17 protein-coding genes, 4 tRNA genes and 2 rRNA genes are annotated in these 15498 nt (G+C 40.6%); 15 read left to right on the top strand and 8 right to left on the bottom strand.

Features of this window, described 5'->3' with window-relative positions:
- The 4 genes from F3D68_RS00725 to serS all read left to right on the top strand — a co-directional run.
- Positions 1-161, top strand: a 23S ribosomal RNA gene (locus F3D68_RS00725); the annotation flags it as partial.
- A gap of 41 nt (positions 162-202) precedes the next feature.
- Positions 203-317: ribosomal RNA gene (gene rrf / locus F3D68_RS00720) — 5S ribosomal RNA — on the top strand.
- A gap of 118 nt (positions 318-435) precedes the next feature.
- Positions 436-1974: a 2,3-bisphosphoglycerate-independent phosphoglycerate mutase gene (gene gpmI, locus F3D68_RS00715; RefSeq protein ID WP_151192622.1), complete on the top strand. Its 1539-nt coding sequence runs from the start codon at positions 436-438 to the stop codon at positions 1972-1974.
- Positions 1975-1995: 21 nt separating this feature from the next.
- Positions 1996-3273: a serine--tRNA ligase gene (serS, locus tag F3D68_RS00710; protein WP_151192621.1), complete on the top strand. Its 1278-nt coding sequence runs from the start codon at positions 1996-1998 to the stop codon at positions 3271-3273.
- Here serS and F3D68_RS00705 read toward each other — a convergent pair.
- Positions 3270-4538: an MFS transporter gene (locus tag F3D68_RS00705; RefSeq protein WP_151192620.1), complete on the bottom strand. Its 1269-nt coding sequence runs from the start codon at positions 4536-4538 to the stop codon at positions 3270-3272. The two genes, serS and F3D68_RS00705, sit on opposite strands and share 4 nt — an antisense overlap.
- Before the next feature lie 181 nt (positions 4539-4719).
- Here F3D68_RS00705 and F3D68_RS00700 point away from each other — a divergent pair, with 181 nt between their 5' ends.
- On the top strand, positions 4720-5292 hold the full coding sequence (locus tag F3D68_RS00700) for a flavodoxin family protein (protein ID WP_151192619.1): 573 nt from the start codon (positions 4720-4722) through the stop codon (positions 5290-5292).
- On the opposite strand, the gene F3D68_RS00695 is transcribed toward F3D68_RS00700, so the two are convergent.
- The 7 genes from F3D68_RS00695 to F3D68_RS00670 form a co-directional block, all read right to left on the bottom strand.
- On the bottom strand, positions 5242-6102 hold the full coding sequence (locus F3D68_RS00695; protein ID WP_151192618.1) for a sulfurtransferase: 861 nt from the start codon (positions 6100-6102) through the stop codon (positions 5242-5244). The genes F3D68_RS00700 and F3D68_RS00695 overlap by 51 nt on opposite strands.
- Positions 6089-6898: an alpha/beta fold hydrolase gene (locus F3D68_RS00690; RefSeq protein ID WP_151192617.1), complete on the bottom strand. Its 810-nt coding sequence runs from the start codon at positions 6896-6898 to the stop codon at positions 6089-6091. Before F3D68_RS00690 ends, F3D68_RS00695 begins: the two co-directional genes overlap by 14 nt.
- A gap of 74 nt (positions 6899-6972) precedes the next feature.
- Positions 6973-8244 carry a citrate synthase gene (locus F3D68_RS00685; protein ID WP_151192616.1) on the bottom strand — a complete coding sequence of 424 codons (1272 nt, stop codon included), beginning with the start codon at positions 8242-8244 and terminating at the stop codon, positions 6973-6975.
- Positions 8245-8427: 183 nt separating this feature from the next.
- Complete coding sequence (locus tag F3D68_RS00680; RefSeq protein ID WP_151192615.1) at positions 8428-8763, bottom strand: hypothetical protein; 336 nt, start codon at positions 8761-8763, stop codon at positions 8428-8430.
- A 169-nt stretch (positions 8764-8932) separates the two neighbouring features.
- Entirely contained in the window at positions 8933-9379 is a 447-nt protein-coding gene (locus F3D68_RS11360; RefSeq protein WP_263478722.1) for an IS1595 family transposase, read from the bottom strand.
- A 23-nt stretch (positions 9380-9402) separates the two neighbouring features.
- The gene (locus F3D68_RS11355; protein WP_224728191.1) at positions 9403-9891 is read right to left on the bottom strand and encodes a transposase; all 489 of its coding nucleotides are present in this window, start codon (positions 9889-9891) and stop codon (positions 9403-9405) included.
- 103 nt (positions 9892-9994) lie between these two features.
- Positions 9995-10600, bottom strand: coding sequence for a DUF4124 domain-containing protein (locus tag F3D68_RS00670; RefSeq protein WP_151192614.1), 606 nt, complete (start codon positions 10598-10600; stop codon positions 9995-9997).
- Positions 10601-10714: 114 nt separating this feature from the next.
- Here F3D68_RS00670 and F3D68_RS00665 point away from each other — a divergent pair.
- From F3D68_RS00665 to rplJ, 10 genes are all read left to right on the top strand, one after another.
- Positions 10715-10799, top strand: a tRNA-Tyr gene (locus F3D68_RS00665).
- Positions 10800-10811: 12 nt separating this feature from the next.
- A tRNA-Gly gene (locus F3D68_RS00660) sits at positions 10812-10885 on the top strand.
- 66 nt (positions 10886-10951) lie between these two features.
- Positions 10952-11027, top strand: a tRNA-Thr gene (locus F3D68_RS00655).
- 33 nt (positions 11028-11060) lie between these two features.
- Positions 11061-12245 (top strand): elongation factor Tu, encoded by a 1185-nt coding sequence (gene tuf, locus F3D68_RS00650; RefSeq protein WP_151192613.1) that lies wholly within the window; start codon positions 11061-11063, stop codon positions 12243-12245.
- Between the two features lie 27 nt (positions 12246-12272).
- Positions 12273-12348, top strand: a tRNA-Trp gene (locus F3D68_RS00645).
- A gap of 81 nt (positions 12349-12429) precedes the next feature.
- The gene (secE, locus tag F3D68_RS00640; protein WP_117003533.1) at positions 12430-12846 is read left to right on the top strand and encodes a preprotein translocase subunit SecE; all 417 of its coding nucleotides are present in this window, start codon (positions 12430-12432) and stop codon (positions 12844-12846) included.
- Between the two features lie 10 nt (positions 12847-12856).
- The gene (nusG, locus tag F3D68_RS00635; RefSeq protein WP_151192612.1) at positions 12857-13480 is read left to right on the top strand and encodes a transcription termination/antitermination protein NusG; all 624 of its coding nucleotides are present in this window, start codon (positions 12857-12859) and stop codon (positions 13478-13480) included.
- A 115-nt stretch (positions 13481-13595) separates the two neighbouring features.
- Complete coding sequence (rplK, locus tag F3D68_RS00630; RefSeq protein ID WP_117003535.1) at positions 13596-14030, top strand: 50S ribosomal protein L11; 435 nt, start codon at positions 13596-13598, stop codon at positions 14028-14030.
- Entirely contained in the window at positions 14030-14725 is a 696-nt protein-coding gene (gene rplA, locus F3D68_RS00625; RefSeq protein WP_151192611.1) for a 50S ribosomal protein L1, read from the top strand. Before rplK ends, rplA begins: the two co-directional genes overlap by 1 nt.
- A gap of 241 nt (positions 14726-14966) precedes the next feature.
- Positions 14967-15485 carry a 50S ribosomal protein L10 gene (gene rplJ, locus F3D68_RS00620; RefSeq protein ID WP_151192610.1) on the top strand — a complete coding sequence of 173 codons (519 nt, stop codon included), beginning with the start codon at positions 14967-14969 and terminating at the stop codon, positions 15483-15485.
- The last annotated feature ends 13 nt before the right edge of the window (positions 15486-15498 follow it).

Here is a 15498-nt window from a genome sequence, read left to right as displayed (position 1 = left end):
CCGCTGAAAGCATCTAAGCGGGAAGCCAGCCTCAAGATGAGATCTCCCGGGATTAAATCCCCTAGAAGGGTTGTTGAAGACTACGACGTTGATAGGCTGGCTGTAGAAGTGCAGTAATGTATGAAGCTAACCAGTACTAATTGCCCGAGAGACTTGGTTATTACTCTATGATAGATTGTTAGAGCTTTCAGCTTGACAGTTACCTGATGAAGATAGCGACTGTGAACCACCTGATTCCATTCCGAACTCAGAAGTGAAAACAGTTAGCGTCGATGATAGTGTGGCATTCGCCATGTGAAAGTAGAACATCATCAGGTTTTTATTTAGAAAGGCACCTATCGGTGCCTTTTTTGTTTCTATCACTTTAACTACAACTATCTAGCCTTTTGGCTATCGAGCGCATACAATAGATCAATCTGTTTTTCTGGAGATTTTATGAAAAAGCAAACGACTGTTTTATTGATACTCGATGGTTGGGGTTATCGCGAAGAAAATAAAGATAATGCCATTAATAATGCCAATAAACCCAATTGGGATAGTATTTGGCAACATTCCACGCATACCTTAATTAACGCCTCAGGGTTGATGGTGGGTTTACCACAAGGACAGATGGGTAATTCGGAAGTTGGGCATATTAATATTGGCTCAGGTCGTATTGTATACCAAGAGCTAACACGGATTGATGAAGCAATCAAAGATAAAAGTTTCTTTGATAATAAAGTGCTAACCAACGCTGTTGATCAAGCCGTGAAAGGTGACAAAGCCGTACATATTTTGGGACTCTTATCGCCAGGTGGCGTGCATTCGCATGAAGACCATATTATTGCAATGATTAAGCTCGCTGCTGAACGAGGTGCAAAAAAAGTATTTGTTCATGCTTTTTTAGATGGGCGCGATATGCCACCACGCTCAGCGGAAAGCTCATTGCAAAAAATTGATGCGTTATTGTCAAAACTTGGTGTTGGCTATATTGCAAGTGTTAGCGGGCGCTATTATGCAATGGATCGTGATAATCGTTGGGATCGTGTTGAGAAAGCCTATGATGCGATGACAATAGCCAAAGCAGAATACACAGCAGATAGTGCTGAAGAAGCATTAAATATGGCATATGCGCGCAATGAAAATGATGAGTTTGTTAAGCCGACAATCATCAAAAAGCACAATCAGACAGTGACAATTGCTGATGGTGATAGTGTTATATTTATGAATTTCCGCTCTGATCGTGCGCGCCAATTATCACATGTGTTTACTGATAGTGAGTTTTCTGGCTTTAAGCGCCAAGTTTTTCCTAAAGTGCATTTTGTGACCTTAACAAAATATGCTGATGATATTAAAGCAAACGTTGCTTACGCACCTGAGAAGCTAACCAATATATTAGGTCAAGTATTGGCAGATCAGCATATGACGCAGCTGAGAATTGCCGAAACTGAGAAATATGCACATGTGACCTTTTTCTTTAATGGTGGTCAGGAAGCGCCATTTGGCGGTGAAGATCGTATCTTGGTACCCTCGCCTAAAGTGGCTACCTATGATTTACAGCCTGAGATGAGCGCTTATGAGGTGACTGATAAACTCGTTGATGCGATTACTGCACAAAAATATGATGTGATTATTTGTAATTATGCTAACTCTGATATGGTTGGGCATACGGGCAATTATGACGCAGCAGTTAAAGCAATTGAAGCTTTAGATAAATGTATTGGACGTGTTGCTGATGCTGTTCATACGATCAATGGTAATTTATTTATTACCGCAGATCACGGTAATGCGGATCAGATGGTTGATCCTGAAACAGGTAAGATGCATACGGCACATACCACCAATCCGGTGCCTTTTATTTATCAAGGGAATAAGAAAGCTTCAGTTGCATTAAGCGATGGCAAATTATCGGATATTGCCCCAACGATACTGGCAGTGATTGGAGTGAAGCAACCTAAAGAGATGACTGGTGAGTCTATTTTAAAGTTTGATTAAAAAAATGTGAGTAAAGAGTAAATGATTGACCCTAAATTATTAAGAAGTGATATTGATGCAGTAGCTAAAGGGCTATTAACACGCGGTTATGCGCTTGATATCCATGCCTTTAATGCATTGGAAGAAGAGCGTCGTATCGTTCAGCAGAAAACACAAGACTTACAAGCTAAGCGTAATGCCGCTTCAAAACAAATCGGGATGCTCAAAGCACAAAAAAAAGATGCATCAAGCATTCTGGCAGAAGTTGCTAACTTAGGTGATGAGCTTAAAGCGCTAGAGGATGAGCTAAAAGCAATTCAAGATCAAATAACGGCGATTATTGCGGAAATGCCGAACTTGCCAGCAGATGATATTCCTGTGGGCAAAGATGAAAGTGACAACCTTGAAATCAGACGTTGGGGTGAGCCCAAACAGTTTGATTTTGAAGTGAAAGATCATGTTGATTTAGGTGAAAAGATTGGTGGTATGGACTTTCAAACTGCCTCTAAGTTAACAGGAAGTCGCTTTGTTGTGCTTAAAAAAGAAATCGCCCAGTTACAACGTGCATTGACACAGTTTATGATTGATCTACATGTTAACGAGCATGGATACAATGAAGTCTATGTGCCTTATCTTGTCAACAAGGATTCACTATTTGGCACAGGACAATTGCCGAAATTTTCAGAAGATCTTTTTAATATTCAAGAGCAATTTCCATTTAGCTTAATCCCTACGGCAGAAGTGCCAATTACCAATATCGTACGTGATGAAATTATTCCAGCTGAAAGCTTGCCATTGAAATTCGTAGGACATACACCATGCTTTCGTAGTGAGGCGGGATCTTACGGTCGCGATACCCGTGGGCTTATCCGTCAGCATCAATTTGAAAAAGTTGAAATGGTGCATATCGTCACACCTGATGAAGGCTTAAATGCGTTGGAAGAGTTAACCTCACATGCCGAAGCAGTGTTACAAAAGCTTGAACTACCTTATCGTGTACTAACCTTATGTACAGGGGATATGGGCTTTTCCGCACGTAAAACCTATGATTTGGAAGTTTGGATTCCATCACAAAATACTTATCGCGAGATTTCATCTTGTAGCTGGTGTGGTGATTTCCAAGCCAGACGTATGCAAGCACGGTTTAAATCAAAAGATATGAGTAAGCCAGAGCTGTTGCATACATTAAATGGCTCAGGTTTAGCAGTTGGCAGAACGCTTGTCGCTGTATTAGAGAATTATCAGCAAAAAGATGGTTCTATTGTTGTGCCTGAAGTGCTGCGTAAATATATGGGTGGATTGCATGTCATTAAAGCCTAGCTATTAACTTGTCTTTGGCAGTGTGTTTCTTTAATAAAAAATAAGCTAAAAGCAAAAGCCACTGCAAAAAAGATAATACTAATGCTCAGCATTACCTCATAATTTTGCGTACTAAAGTGTGTTGAGCTTAATGCTATTTTACTCAAGGTGATGCCGCCTAGTATTTGAATAATCGCAGCTCCTAAAACAACACTCATATTGTTAAATGCCATTGCCGTTGCTTCAAGCTTTCTTGGTACGTTTTCAACCACAACACTAAAAGAAATAGCCTGAGCGCCTGTAGCAAAACCAAATAAGAAAAACAGTAAGTAGTATACGTGTAAATGTAAATTTGGTAGCCAAACAATAATCGATGAGGCAATTACACCTATTAATGCAGCTAAATAAAGAACGGGCTTACGTTTACGCATTAAGTCTGAGCATAACCCTAATATTGGACTGCCGAGCCCCATGCCAAGCCAAATAAATTGAATCGCAGAGCTTGCTGAGATTTGTGAGTAGCCCATGCTAACCAAGTAACTAGAGCCATATAGCGAGCCAAATAGTTCAGCAGCTGGATAGATAAAAAAAGCAAAAATAGCGATGATAATAATTTGGCGATATCTAAAAAGTGATAACGTCTGCAGTGTTACTTCTTTAATTGATAGGATGTTTTTTGTTGATTGACGATCACGTGCAAATATCAAGAAAATAACTGACAATATAATACCTGCAACGGTTATAAAATAAAAAACAATGCGCCATTGATAATCCACCGATTCAAGTGCGTAAGCTAAGGGTACGTTGGAGAGAATAGGACCAATTACACCAAGAATCTGAGTCATGCCAACCACAAGACCTAGAATGCGGTGTGGAAACCAATCAAGCACGATTTTAAGGAGCAGGATAAAGGCAAAGGCTGAGCCAAAACCAATAAAAAATCGACCAATAAATGCAGAATAAAAGCTTGAGGCGAAGCTAAAGACCAAAACGCCAATAGCGCACCATAAAATAGCAAAAGTCCCCACCTTACGTACGCCAAAGCGATCCAAAATAATGCCTACCGGAATTTGCATCACTGAGTAGGCGATCGCGTAGGCGGCACCAATTAGACTTAATTGTTCAGGCGTGATGTGTAAACTATTGGCAAATGCATTGTGTGGCATAGCATTTAAAGAGTCCAGCGAGGTGCGTGCAAAATACTCATAGATAAAGAAGAGGCTGCCAAGTAGAAATAAAAAACACCCAAAAAAGGTAACCCTTTGTGGGCGCTGATCAGTAGTCATAAGAAAATACTTGTTATATGAATTTTTAGTGTGCGTAAGTCTAGCAGATATTGATTCTGAAATGCACCCTAAACTGGTGGCGCCAAACTGATCATGTTTTTGTTTGAGAGGCTTTATTGAATCTCATCTTAGGCGTGCTACAATGCCAATACTTTATTTAAGAATGAATATCATTTTTAACATGAAAAATGTAGCAATCGTTTATTACAGTGGTTATGGTCATACTAAGAAAGTAGCAGAGCATATTAGAATGGGTGTCAATGCATCAAAAGAAGTGCATGCGGTGCTTATTAGTGTTGATGAGTTGCAAGATGTCGATGCGCTTAATGATTATGAAGCGATTGTTTTTGGTGCGCCAACGTATATGGGCTCGGTGCCATACCAGTTCAAAAAGTTTATGGATGATGCATCAAAAGTTTGGCTAAAAAAAGGTTGGAAAGATAAGCTTGCCGCGGGGTTTACCAACTCAGGCTCTCTAAGTGGCGACAAGTTTAACGTGTTAATGCAGTTATGCACTTTTGCTTGTCAGCATGGTATGTTGTGGTTGTCATTGGGTATTGATAATACTTCTGGGCAAAATGAGCATCATAGTGGGCATTTGGAAGCACTTAATCGGATGGGCGGATCTTTGGGGCTTATGACACAATCAGAAAATGACTCACCAGAAGTGACACCACCAATTGGTGACAAAAGAACGGCTGAATTATTTGGGCGACGCATCGCAGAGTATGTGATTTTGTTGGCAAAAAGGTAATTGCAGTTTTTTATTACCCCATTCACTCCACGATCCATCATAAACGCTGGTATTGCGATACCCAACAATCTTTGCAGCTGCTGCCAATATGCAAGCAGTGACACCTAAACCACATGTAAAAATAAGTGGTTGTTGTAGACTAGGTGCGTAAGTGGCAAACATTGCTGCTAGGGTTTCTTTAGATTTAAAGCAACCTTGATCAAGGACACTGGCGTAGTGCATATTAATAGATTGTGGGATATGACCTGAGTTCAGGTTGTCACGTGTCTCGAGTTCTCGTGCGCTAAAGCGTGCGGGTGATCTTGCATCAAAGACAATGGCGGACTTACTATCTAAATTATTTAATATGTGCTCTTTGTCACAAAAATACCCATTTGTTAGCGTGGCTGTAAAATATTCTGTAGTGGATGTGATATAGCAAGTTGTCGTTGGTAGGTTATCATTAAGCCACTGTGGCAAACCGCCATCTAGGATATAAATATTATGATGTCCCATCGCTTTGAACATCCACCAACAGCGCGCACTCGAGTAAATGTCATTTTGATCATAGACCACGATTATACTATCATTATGGATGCCAAGTTTTGCTGCAGCAAGGGCAAAGTCTTGAGCTTGAGGCAATGTGTGTGGCAAAGAATTAGTTAAGTCACTAAAGTGTTGCTTCAAATCAAAATAGCGACTTTGTGGAATAAATGAGGCACTACACTTTTTATCGGTGAGTGTCGCATCGAGTATGACGAGTTGTGGTAGATTTAAGTTGTTATGGAGCCACTCTGTGCTAACAAAAGTTGTTTCTTTAAGATGTAGCATGATTAAGTATCCAGTCCAAAATAATTTTATTAATTTGCTCAGGTTCTTCTAATGGCGCAAAATGCCCGCTTTTGCTCATGCTCACATATGTGATGTTTTTAATGTTTTGATAAAAGCTAATACTGCTGTCAGCATCAACAATTTTATCCTCGGATGAGGTGATTAATAGTGTTGGAATGCTGAAGTTGTCTGCATTTTTAATATCATGCATTCCTAAGTTTAACTTTTTGATTACCTCTAAATCATTAGTTTTGCCGGCATTAACTTGCTCATCAATAAGTGTTTGTTGCGTATCGGGGTGGAAGCCTGAGGATGCGAAAAATTGATTCATGTTGTCACAGATGCTTTCTAAGACATCAAGAGCTTGGTTCCAAAAGGCAAAATTTTCAGCATCAAGCTTGGTGCATGGCGATGGGCTGATGAGTATAAGCTGATCAATATTAAGGCTTAAGCTATGTTTTTGAGCGGTGGCATAAGCATACGCACCACCTCGTGAATGTCCAATGATAATATGATGAGCGCTACCTAATTCCGAAATAACATGGGCAATATCGTTAACATACTCATCAAGCGTGTAAGGGTTTGTCTTGTTATTTGCAATAACAGGGCTTTGTCCATGCCCTGGTAAGTCTAGTGTAATGACGTTAAAAAACTGCTTGAAAAATGTTATCTGATGATGCCATTGCGTTTGACGTCCGCCCATGCCATGGATAAATACTAGTGTTATTGGGCTACGGTCATGTTTGTGATAATGACAGTTAATCTCGCGATTATTGCGGAGAATGTTTTTAAGCATAATGGGTTATCCTTAACCTAATTATATTGAACTCTCAAAGAATATTTAGCAGGAATTTTGCAAGCACAGAATGGCTATGGAAGGTCTCTTTTGTTTTCACCGATATAAAGTTGGCGAGGACGTCCAATTTTCATTGCGGGATCATTGTACATTTCTAGATATTGAGAAATCCAACCAGAAGTACGAGCTAATGCAAAAATTGGCGTATACATATAAGTTGGGATATCTAGTGCTTTTAAAATGATGCCTGAGTAGAAATCCACATTCGGGAATAGTTTTCTTTCAATAAAGTAGCTGTCATTTAATGCGATTTCTTCAAGTTTCTTGGCAATGTGTAGCAATGGGTTATTGCTATCACCCATTTGATTAAGGATGCTTTCACATGCTTTTTTCATAGCAGTTGCTCGTGGATCGGTGTTTTTGTATACGCGATGCCCAAAGCCCATCAATCTAAATGGATCTTCTTTGTCTTTAGCGCGCTCGATAAACTTATCGATATTGCTTACATCACCAATTTGCTCAAGCATTTTAACGACTGCTTCATTCGCACCACCGTGTGCCGGTCCCCAAAGAGCGGCAATACCAGCAACAATAGCCGCATATGGGTCAGTGCCTGTGGAGCCAGCAAGGCGTACAGTTGAAGTAGATGCGTTTTGCTCGTGATCTGCGTGCAATATGAAAATCGTATCCATGGCGCGTGCGGCTAATGGATCTGGTTGGTAATTTTCATTGTCTGCGAACATCATATATAAGAAATTCTCAGCATATGAAAAAGATTTCTTAGGCGCCATAAAAGGCAAGCCATTACGGTGACGATAAGTCATTGCAACTAATGTTGGAATGCGTGCAATGATTTTTTCTGCCATTGCTATTTGTTGCTCGGGATCTTTCTTATTCATTGTTTTTTGATTTTCTGCAGACATTACACTCACTGCTGCCATTAAGGCTGCCATAGGGTGCGTGTCTTTCGGAAATGCTTTGATTGTATGCGCAACATGCTCACATGCAGGCATGTGATCTAAAATACGTTGACTAAATGCATTAACTTCAGTAGTGCTTGGTAGCTTGTCATTTAATAAAGCATAACAAAGATTCAGGTAGTGCGATTTCTCAACCCATTGCTCAATAGGGTAACCGCGATGCAGAAGCACGCCTTGACCACCGTTAATATAAGTGATTTTTGACCAGCACGCTGCGGTTGAGAGAAAGCCTGGGTCGTAAGTGAATAAACCTTCTTTAACTAAAGAAGATACATCAACAGTTTGTTGACCTAATACAGGAGTGTGAATTGGTAGCGTTAATGATAAATTTTTGTGTTGGATGTTTAAAACAGCAGTTTCAGACATGTTGATCTCCATGATTTGGCACATTTAAACAGCGCAAAACTCCATTGTGACAGAAGTCAACAAGAGAGTTTTCGTGTTGTTTTAGTTTGTGCAGGTAAGTAAAAAATTCTGAGGCATATTTAAGCTTATATCCCTACAGTTGTCAAATAAAGACACCCAAAGAGTTGGGAGGGGTGCTGAGTCTTAAATAGCATGCGCAGATGATGATTTTGGTAATGCAATCGTTCCAATAAAGCCGATGATGCTCGCAATAAGTTGCAAGATCATGCTTTTTTCAAGTCCGCCGACTGAGAAGCTCGCGGTAATGATGGCTAGAATAAACGTGATAACGAATATCGTGCTTACTGTTGATTTGGTATTGGCAAATGTTAGGAAGCCTAACAGCAGTGAGGCGGCAGATAAGATAATTCCCCAAACACCTACTGCAACTGAATAGCCCATAAGTGTCGCTGCGAAAATAATACCTAAAATACTTGCGATAACAACAAGGATAGACCCAATGTTTTTAATGCCTTTCATAATATTTCTCCTGATAAGTGATATGAACAAAATGCTTCCTTTGCATCATGTGCTCAAGAAGTTAGGCTCAGTTTATTCTTTATCAGTGCTTGCTAGAAATGACAAAATTTTATCAAAGCTATAATATTGATTGGCTCTATTTGTGTTGTGAGGAGATTATAAATCATACTTATTGAACCGTTGGTTTTTTACAAAGGACGTTTTCTAACAACGAGAAAATTAATGCTTTTCCTCGCTTCTTTGCATTATGAACAAACTCAAAAAATGCCAGATACTTTGGTAGCTTTTCCTGAGAAATCCCTCGATGTGGTCTTAACCATGATCTTAATAGCGACCAACAACCCTCCTGAGTATTAACGTGGACTTCATAAAACCCATCACCATCCTCATCGCGTGCATACTCCCCAGAACCATGATTCACTGTTTTATGCTTATAGCTTAATTGCGTCAAATTGGCGTAAATGACATACTCATCCGTATAGACGGTACTGCCTGGCTGTATGCAAGATTCAATATAGGGTTTTATCGTCTTCTGTTTAACATCAGGTAGCATTTGCACCACAACATCTCCTCCACGTTGAATCATACCAAATATTGGCGGCTTTTCTTTTTCCAAGGTGCCTCGTCCTCGAGCTCCTTTCAGTCGATTACGCCTTGCTTTGCGCCCTTTTTTTTAACTGCCGCTGAATTGCCCTTATGCCCCGCAACCACATACACTTCATCGCACTCGACCTCACCTGATAATACGGTAGGTTCTCGTCTTTGCTCGACACCTTCGCGTAATTGCATAGTCATGGTGTACACGTCAGTCTCATTCAGCTCCAACTCCTTTGCAATCTGCGCATTTGAGAGGTTTAGCCCCATGAAATAAAGGCATAAAATCCACGTTTTCAAAGGTTGGTGCCGATTGGTGAAAATCGTATTTGTTAAGTCGTCAAAATCTTTATCACATTGTTTACAATGGTAACGTTGGCAAAACTCTGCTTTACTTGAGGCGCCTCGCTTGATGACTTTGTCTTCTGACGCCATACAATGCGGACAAGTTACTCCATTTAACCAGCGCAATTTACGCACTGTTTCATAGCACTGTTGCTCATCTATTAAGTGTTGAATATTAATCATTGGCATATCTAATTACACGAAAACGTCATAAAACTACAGGATTTATCACTATTGCACAACATTAACATCATATTTTATTTAACTCCCTGAAACACAAATAGAGCCAAACTCATTTGAGATTTTGTTTGACGCGACTGTTATGAATATACATGGTGATTGAGTCGGAGAAAAAAGACTCCCCTGTTTCAGTCTTGCCGTAGAGGCTTATGTCGTTCTTGCCAGGAAAAGGCCTTGGAATATTCCATGTGTCATTTTGATAAACAGCGCTTCCCTCATGTTCATTCGCGATCACCATCACTTTGGCTTTGGCTGATAGTGGTGGAGAGGTCTGGATGGGAATTAATGGATAGAAGTTATGAACATGCGTGTTATTGGCGGGAGATGTGATTTTTATATTAAGCGTGCTTTTTTGATTATCGATATGTTCAGAAAGTTTTTTTTTAAGCGTTGAGGTCATTGTGTTTAAAGCTTCAGTGCTATTATCATCGGCATCTTCACTATCAGTTTTGCTATGTGTCTGAGTAATAACGTTTAGCGTTTGTGTATCAATAGTGGTTGTATCAGTGCTTTCGCCGGGCGGTGTATTAGAGAAAACAGTATTGCCATTTTCATCTTGCCACTGATATATCTCAGCATTCGCTGTGAAGATGAAAAAAACTAAAATTAATAGCAAAAAATGCTGGCAAAATGATTTTGCTTTCGTATATACTTGCACGCGTCTTAACTGCTTAAGTTTTCAAAATCTGGTGCATGAAATTATAGGCAAAAAAATCGATGAAAAAAAGTTGATTTTTAAAAACTAAAGCCCTATGATTGTCGCCAGCACGCTGGAGGGGTTCCCGAGCGGCCAAAGGGATCAGACTGTAAATCTGACGGCTCAGCCTTCGCAGGTTCGAATCCTGCCCCCTCCACCACGATTTCCCAGTGCGGGCGTAGTTCAATGGTAGAACTTCGGCCTTCCAAGCCGATAGCGTGGGTTCGATTCCCATCGCCCGCTCCATTAAAGGGATTTATAAAGTGTATTTAAAGATTAAAGTACAAAAAAATTAGGTTTTAAAATATTGAAGCTCGCATAGCTCAGTAGGTAGAGCACTCCCTTGGTAAGGGAGAGGTCACCAGTTCAAATCTGGTTGTGAGCACCAGTTGAGTTTGTTAATAAAACTTTGGAGCAAATAATGGCTAAAGAAAAATTTGAACGTAAGAAGCCGCACGTTAACGTTGGTACAATTGGTCACGTTGATCATGGTAAAACAACTTTGACAGCTGCGATCACTAAAGTGCTTTCAGAAGCATATGGTGGTAGTGCTAAAGCGTTCGATGAGATTGATAATGCGCCAGAAGAAAAAGCGCGTGGTATTACTATTTCAACTTCTCACGTTGAGTATGAAACACCAAATCGCCACTACGCACACGTAGATTGTCCAGGGCACGCGGATTATGTTAAGAACATGATTACTGGTGCTGCTCAGATGGATGGTGCGATTCTTGTATGTTCAGCTGCTGATGGTCCTATGCCGCAAACGCGTGAGCACATCCTTTTATCACGTCAGGTAGGTGTTCCATATATCGTTGTTTTCTTGAACAAGTGTGACATGGTTGATGACGAAGAGTTGTTAGAATTAGTTGAGATGGAAGTTCGTGAGCTTCTTGATCAATACGAGTTCCCTGGTGATGATACACCAATCATTAAAGGCTCAGCAACTGGCGCTTTAGCTGGTGAGCAAAAATGGGTTGATGCTATTCTTGAGTTAGGTAAAACACTTGATGAATACATCCCTGAGCCACAACGTGAAACTGATAAGCCTTTCTTGTTACCAATTGAAGACGTGTTCTCAATTTCTGGTCGTGGTACAGTTGTTACTGGACGTGTTGAGCGTGGTGTTATCAAAGTTGGTGAAGAAGTTGAAGTTGTTGGTATCAGAGCGACTCAAAAGACGACAGTTACTGGTGTTGAAATGTTCCGTAAGCTTCTAGATGAAGGTAAAGCGGGTGAGAACGTTGGTATTCTAGTTCGTGGTCTTAAGCGTGATGACGTTGAGCGTGGTCAAGTTCTTTGTAAGCCAGGTTCAATTACGCCACACACTAAGTTTGAAGCAGAAGTATATGTGTTATCTAAAGAGGAAGGTGGACGTCATACGCCATTCTTCAAAGGTTACAGACCACAGTTCTACTTCCGTACAACGGATGTAACTGGTTCATGTGAGCTTCCTGAAGGTGTTGAGATGGTAATGCCTGGTGATAACATCAAGATGACTGTTACATTGATCAACTCTATCGCGATGGAAGATGGCTTACGCTTCGCTATCCGTGAAGGTGGTCGTACGGTTGGTGCTGGTGTTGTAGCTAAGATTCTTGCTTAATATCAGTAATAGCTCGATAAGTTTTGTAGGCCAGTAGTTCAATTGGTAGAGCAGCGGTCTCCAAAACCGCAAGTTGGGGGTTCGAGTCCCTCCTGGCCTGCCAAATAAATTGACTTGAACGGCGTGTTAATCTGTGTTAAGATTGCACGCCGTTTTTGTTTGTAGTGGGAAATGAGGCTTCTAGATGAAAGATTCAGTAACTAAAAAAGTGTGGACAACCACCACTAAAAAAGCTGATATGCGTCAAATAAGTAGCGCTAATAATAAGATGTTGTGGTTATTGATGGTGATCATCGCTGCAGTCATTGTTTTTTCGAGTATGTATTTCTCGCTTTTTACCGAGTCATCTGCATTGATGGCGGTGCTTATTATTGTTGGTATTGTTGTTTTACTGGCGATAGGCAAGCAGACGAATCAAGGTGCAAAAGGCTGGCAGTTTGTGCTTGAAGCAAGGTTGGAAATGCGAAAGGTCGTATGGCCAACACGCCAAGAAACCATTAATTCAACATTGATTGTTCTGGCGATTGTTGCTGTGGCGTCGGTAATTATTTATTTTGTTGGTATGCTATTTATGCATCTTATTCAGGCGATATTAAGTTAAGAGGTTGTTTATGTCTGCGGATGAAAAAGATGTGCCTAATGAGCATGTCGAAACAGAAGCTGCACAGTCAGATGCGCAAGCAGGGAGTGGCGGCAAGAAGAGATGGTATGTTATTCAAGCTTACTCAGGCTATGAAAAGCGTGTAAAGACTCAGATTGAAGAGAAAATAAAGCTCGAAGGCTTAGAGCATTTCTTTGGCAAGATTTTAGTTCCAACTGAAGAAGTTGTTGAAATGAAGGCTGGGCAAAAGCGTAAAAGTGAGCGTAAATTTTTCCCTGGCTATGTATTGATACAGATGGAAATGGATGAAGCTGCTTGGCAGTTAGTGCGTCGTATACCTCGTGTTAGTGGGTTTGTTGGCGGCACAAGTGAGCGTCCGATGCCAATTACTAATGCAGAAGCAGAAAGAATTTTAGGTTCATTAAAAACAGGTGCTGATAAGACTGCACCGAAACCGCGTACCACCTTTCAGGTTGGTCAAGTGGTTCGTGTGTTGGATGGTCCATTTGCTGACTTTACCGGTGTGGTTGAAGAGATTAACTATGAAAAATCGCGCGTGCATGTTGCGGTCTCAATTTTTGGTCGTTCAACGCCTGTCGAGTTAGAATTCTCTCAAGTCGAGAAAGATGCTTAAGAGTTTATCACTGCCAGAGTCGGTGATATAAGGTGCTTGATGCTAAGCATTAAGCAAATGTAACAGGGAAGCTATTTATAAAAGAATAGCGTTATACCCAAATTAGGAGTAAATAATGGCAAAGAAAGTACAAGCTTATATTAAGCTTCAGGTAAAAGCAGGGCAAGCAAACCCTAGTCCTCCGATTGGTCCAGCATTGGGTCAGCACGGTGTGAATATTATGGAATTCTGTAAAGCATTTAACGCGCAGACACAAAAAATGGAACAGGGTTCACCGGTTCCTGTTGTGATTACTGTATATAGCGACAGAAGTTTCACTTTCACAATGAAAACGCCACCGGCTTCATTCTTGTTGAAAAAGGCTGCTAAGATTAAATCTGGTAGTTCTAAGCCTTCAAAAGAAGTAGCAGGTACGGTTAATCGTGAACAACTAGAAGAGATTGCTAAGGCAAAAGAACCTGATTTAACAGCGGCAACTTTAGATGCTGCTGTTAGAACAATTGCAGGTAGCGCGCGTAGCATGGGTCTTAAAGTTGAGGGGGTTGAATAATGGCTAAGTTATCAAAAAGAATGAAAGCATTGTCTGAAAAAATAAACAGATTAAATGCGTATTCAGCAACTGATGCATTCAACCTTTTGAAAGAACTTTCAAAAGTTAAGTTCAAAGAATCGATCGATGTCGCAGTTAATTTAGGTGTTGATCCGCGTAAATCTGATCAAGTTGTGCGTGGCGCTTCTGTATTGCCAAATGGTACAGGCAAGACAGTTCGTGTTGCAGTTTTCACGCAAGGTGAGAATGCGCTCAAGGCAACTGAAGCTGGTGCTGATATCGTTGGTATGGATGATTTGGCAGCTGAAGTTAAAAAAGGCAATATGGATTTTGACGTTGTAATCGCAACGCCTGATGCAATGCGTGTTGTTGGTCAGCTAGGTCAAATTCTTGGTCCTAAAGGTTTAATGCCGAACCCTAAAGTAGGTACGGTAACAACTGATGTTGCTCAAGCAGTTACGAATGCAAAAGCAGGTCAGGTTCGTTTCCGCGTTGATAAAGCAGGTATTGTGCATACGACTATTGGTAAAGCTGATTTTGAACCAGCAGCTTTGCAACAAAACTTAGAAACGCTTTTGGCAGATCTTAAAAAGCTTAAGCCTGCAACAGCAAAAGGTGTTTATATTAAGAAGATTACAGTATCTAGCACAATGGGTCCTGGGATTTTGCTTGACATGAGCACAATCGAGGTTTAAGATAACGAGCCTTTTTTGTGTGCCTTGGTGCGATTTTGTGCTAAGGACTTAAACGAGTTTCTTTGGGTCGCTACTTAATGTCATGTTAAGTCAGTGATGTCAAAGACCGTAGGTGTGATCGCAAGATCGCTTAATTTCCTACGCAGACGGTGCGTGTGACCTTTGAAGAGAATAAAATTTTTTATTTGGTTTCAAACATCGTATTAAATAATAACGTAGACAAAAACAAGAGGATTAGCTAATGGCGCTAAAGCTTGAAGATAAAAAAGCGATTGTGGCAGAAGTTGCCGAACAGGCATCCTTGGCATTGTCTGCAGCGGTAGCTGATTACCGTGGCTTGACTGTGAATCAAATGAGTAATTTACGTAAACAGGCTCGTGAATCAGGTGTGTACTTGAAAGTTGTTCGCAATAACTTAGCAAGAGTCGCATTTAAAGGTACTGAGTTTGAGTGCATGAACGATGCGCTTGTTGGTCCTTTAGTATTGGCTTTCTCGAAAGAGGAACCAGGTGCGGCTGCTAAATTATTCAAAAACTTTATGAAAGATCATAAAGCTTTTGAAGTGAAGAACTTAGCAATGGGCGGTGAGTTGTTTGGTGCTGATAAGCTAGAAGAAATGTCTAAGCTTCCAAGTAGAAACGACGCGCTTGCGTTATTGTGCAATGTATTACTTGCACCTGTTACCAAGTTTGTGCGTACAGCTAACGAGATTCCAGCGCAAGCTGTTCGTGTATTCGCTGCTGTTGGTGATGCAAAATAAAACCACTTTTCGT

The sequence above is a fragment of the Cysteiniphilum sp. JM-1 genome (genome assembly GCF_008711525.1).
In the GTDB taxonomy this organism is placed as follows: domain Bacteria; phylum Pseudomonadota; class Gammaproteobacteria; order Francisellales; family Francisellaceae; genus Caedibacter.
This window is presented reverse-complemented; position numbering and strand designations above follow the sequence as displayed.

What these genes read in the sequence shown, in the direction of transcription:
- gpmI (WP_151192622.1), top strand. Translation starts at nt 436, where the DNA reads ATGAAAAAGCAAACGACTGTTTTATTGATACTCGATGGTTGGGGTTAT.
- serS (WP_151192621.1), top strand. Translation starts at nt 1,996, where the DNA reads ATGATTGACCCTAAATTATTAAGAAGTGATATTGATGCAGTAGCTAAA.
- F3D68_RS00705 (WP_151192620.1), bottom strand. Translation starts at nt 4,538, where the DNA reads ATGACTACTGATCAGCGCCCACAAAGGGTTACCTTTTTTGGGTGTTTT.
- F3D68_RS00700 (WP_151192619.1), top strand. Translation starts at nt 4,720, where the DNA reads ATGAAAAATGTAGCAATCGTTTATTACAGTGGTTATGGTCATACTAAG.
- F3D68_RS00695 (WP_151192618.1), bottom strand. Translation starts at nt 6,102, where the DNA reads ATGCTACATCTTAAAGAAACAACTTTTGTTAGCACAGAGTGGCTCCAT.
- F3D68_RS00690 (WP_151192617.1), bottom strand. Translation starts at nt 6,898, where the DNA reads ATGCTTAAAAACATTCTCCGCAATAATCGCGAGATTAACTGTCATTAT.
- F3D68_RS00685 (WP_151192616.1), bottom strand. Translation starts at nt 8,244, where the DNA reads ATGTCTGAAACTGCTGTTTTAAACATCCAACACAAAAATTTATCATTA.
- F3D68_RS00680 (WP_151192615.1), bottom strand. Translation starts at nt 8,763, where the DNA reads ATGAAAGGCATTAAAAACATTGGGTCTATCCTTGTTGTTATCGCAAGT.
- F3D68_RS11355 (WP_224728191.1), bottom strand. Translation starts at nt 9,891, where the DNA reads ATGCCAATGATTAATATTCAACACTTAATAGATGAGCAACAGTGCTAT.
- tuf (WP_151192613.1), top strand. Translation starts at nt 11,061, where the DNA reads ATGGCTAAAGAAAAATTTGAACGTAAGAAGCCGCACGTTAACGTTGGT.
- secE (WP_117003533.1), top strand. Translation starts at nt 12,430, where the DNA reads ATGAAAGATTCAGTAACTAAAAAAGTGTGGACAACCACCACTAAAAAA.
- nusG (WP_151192612.1), top strand. Translation starts at nt 12,857, where the DNA reads ATGTCTGCGGATGAAAAAGATGTGCCTAATGAGCATGTCGAAACAGAA.
- rplK (WP_117003535.1), top strand. Translation starts at nt 13,596, where the DNA reads ATGGCAAAGAAAGTACAAGCTTATATTAAGCTTCAGGTAAAAGCAGGG.
- rplA (WP_151192611.1), top strand. Translation starts at nt 14,030, where the DNA reads ATGGCTAAGTTATCAAAAAGAATGAAAGCATTGTCTGAAAAAATAAAC.
- rplJ (WP_151192610.1), top strand. Translation starts at nt 14,967, where the DNA reads ATGGCGCTAAAGCTTGAAGATAAAAAAGCGATTGTGGCAGAAGTTGCC.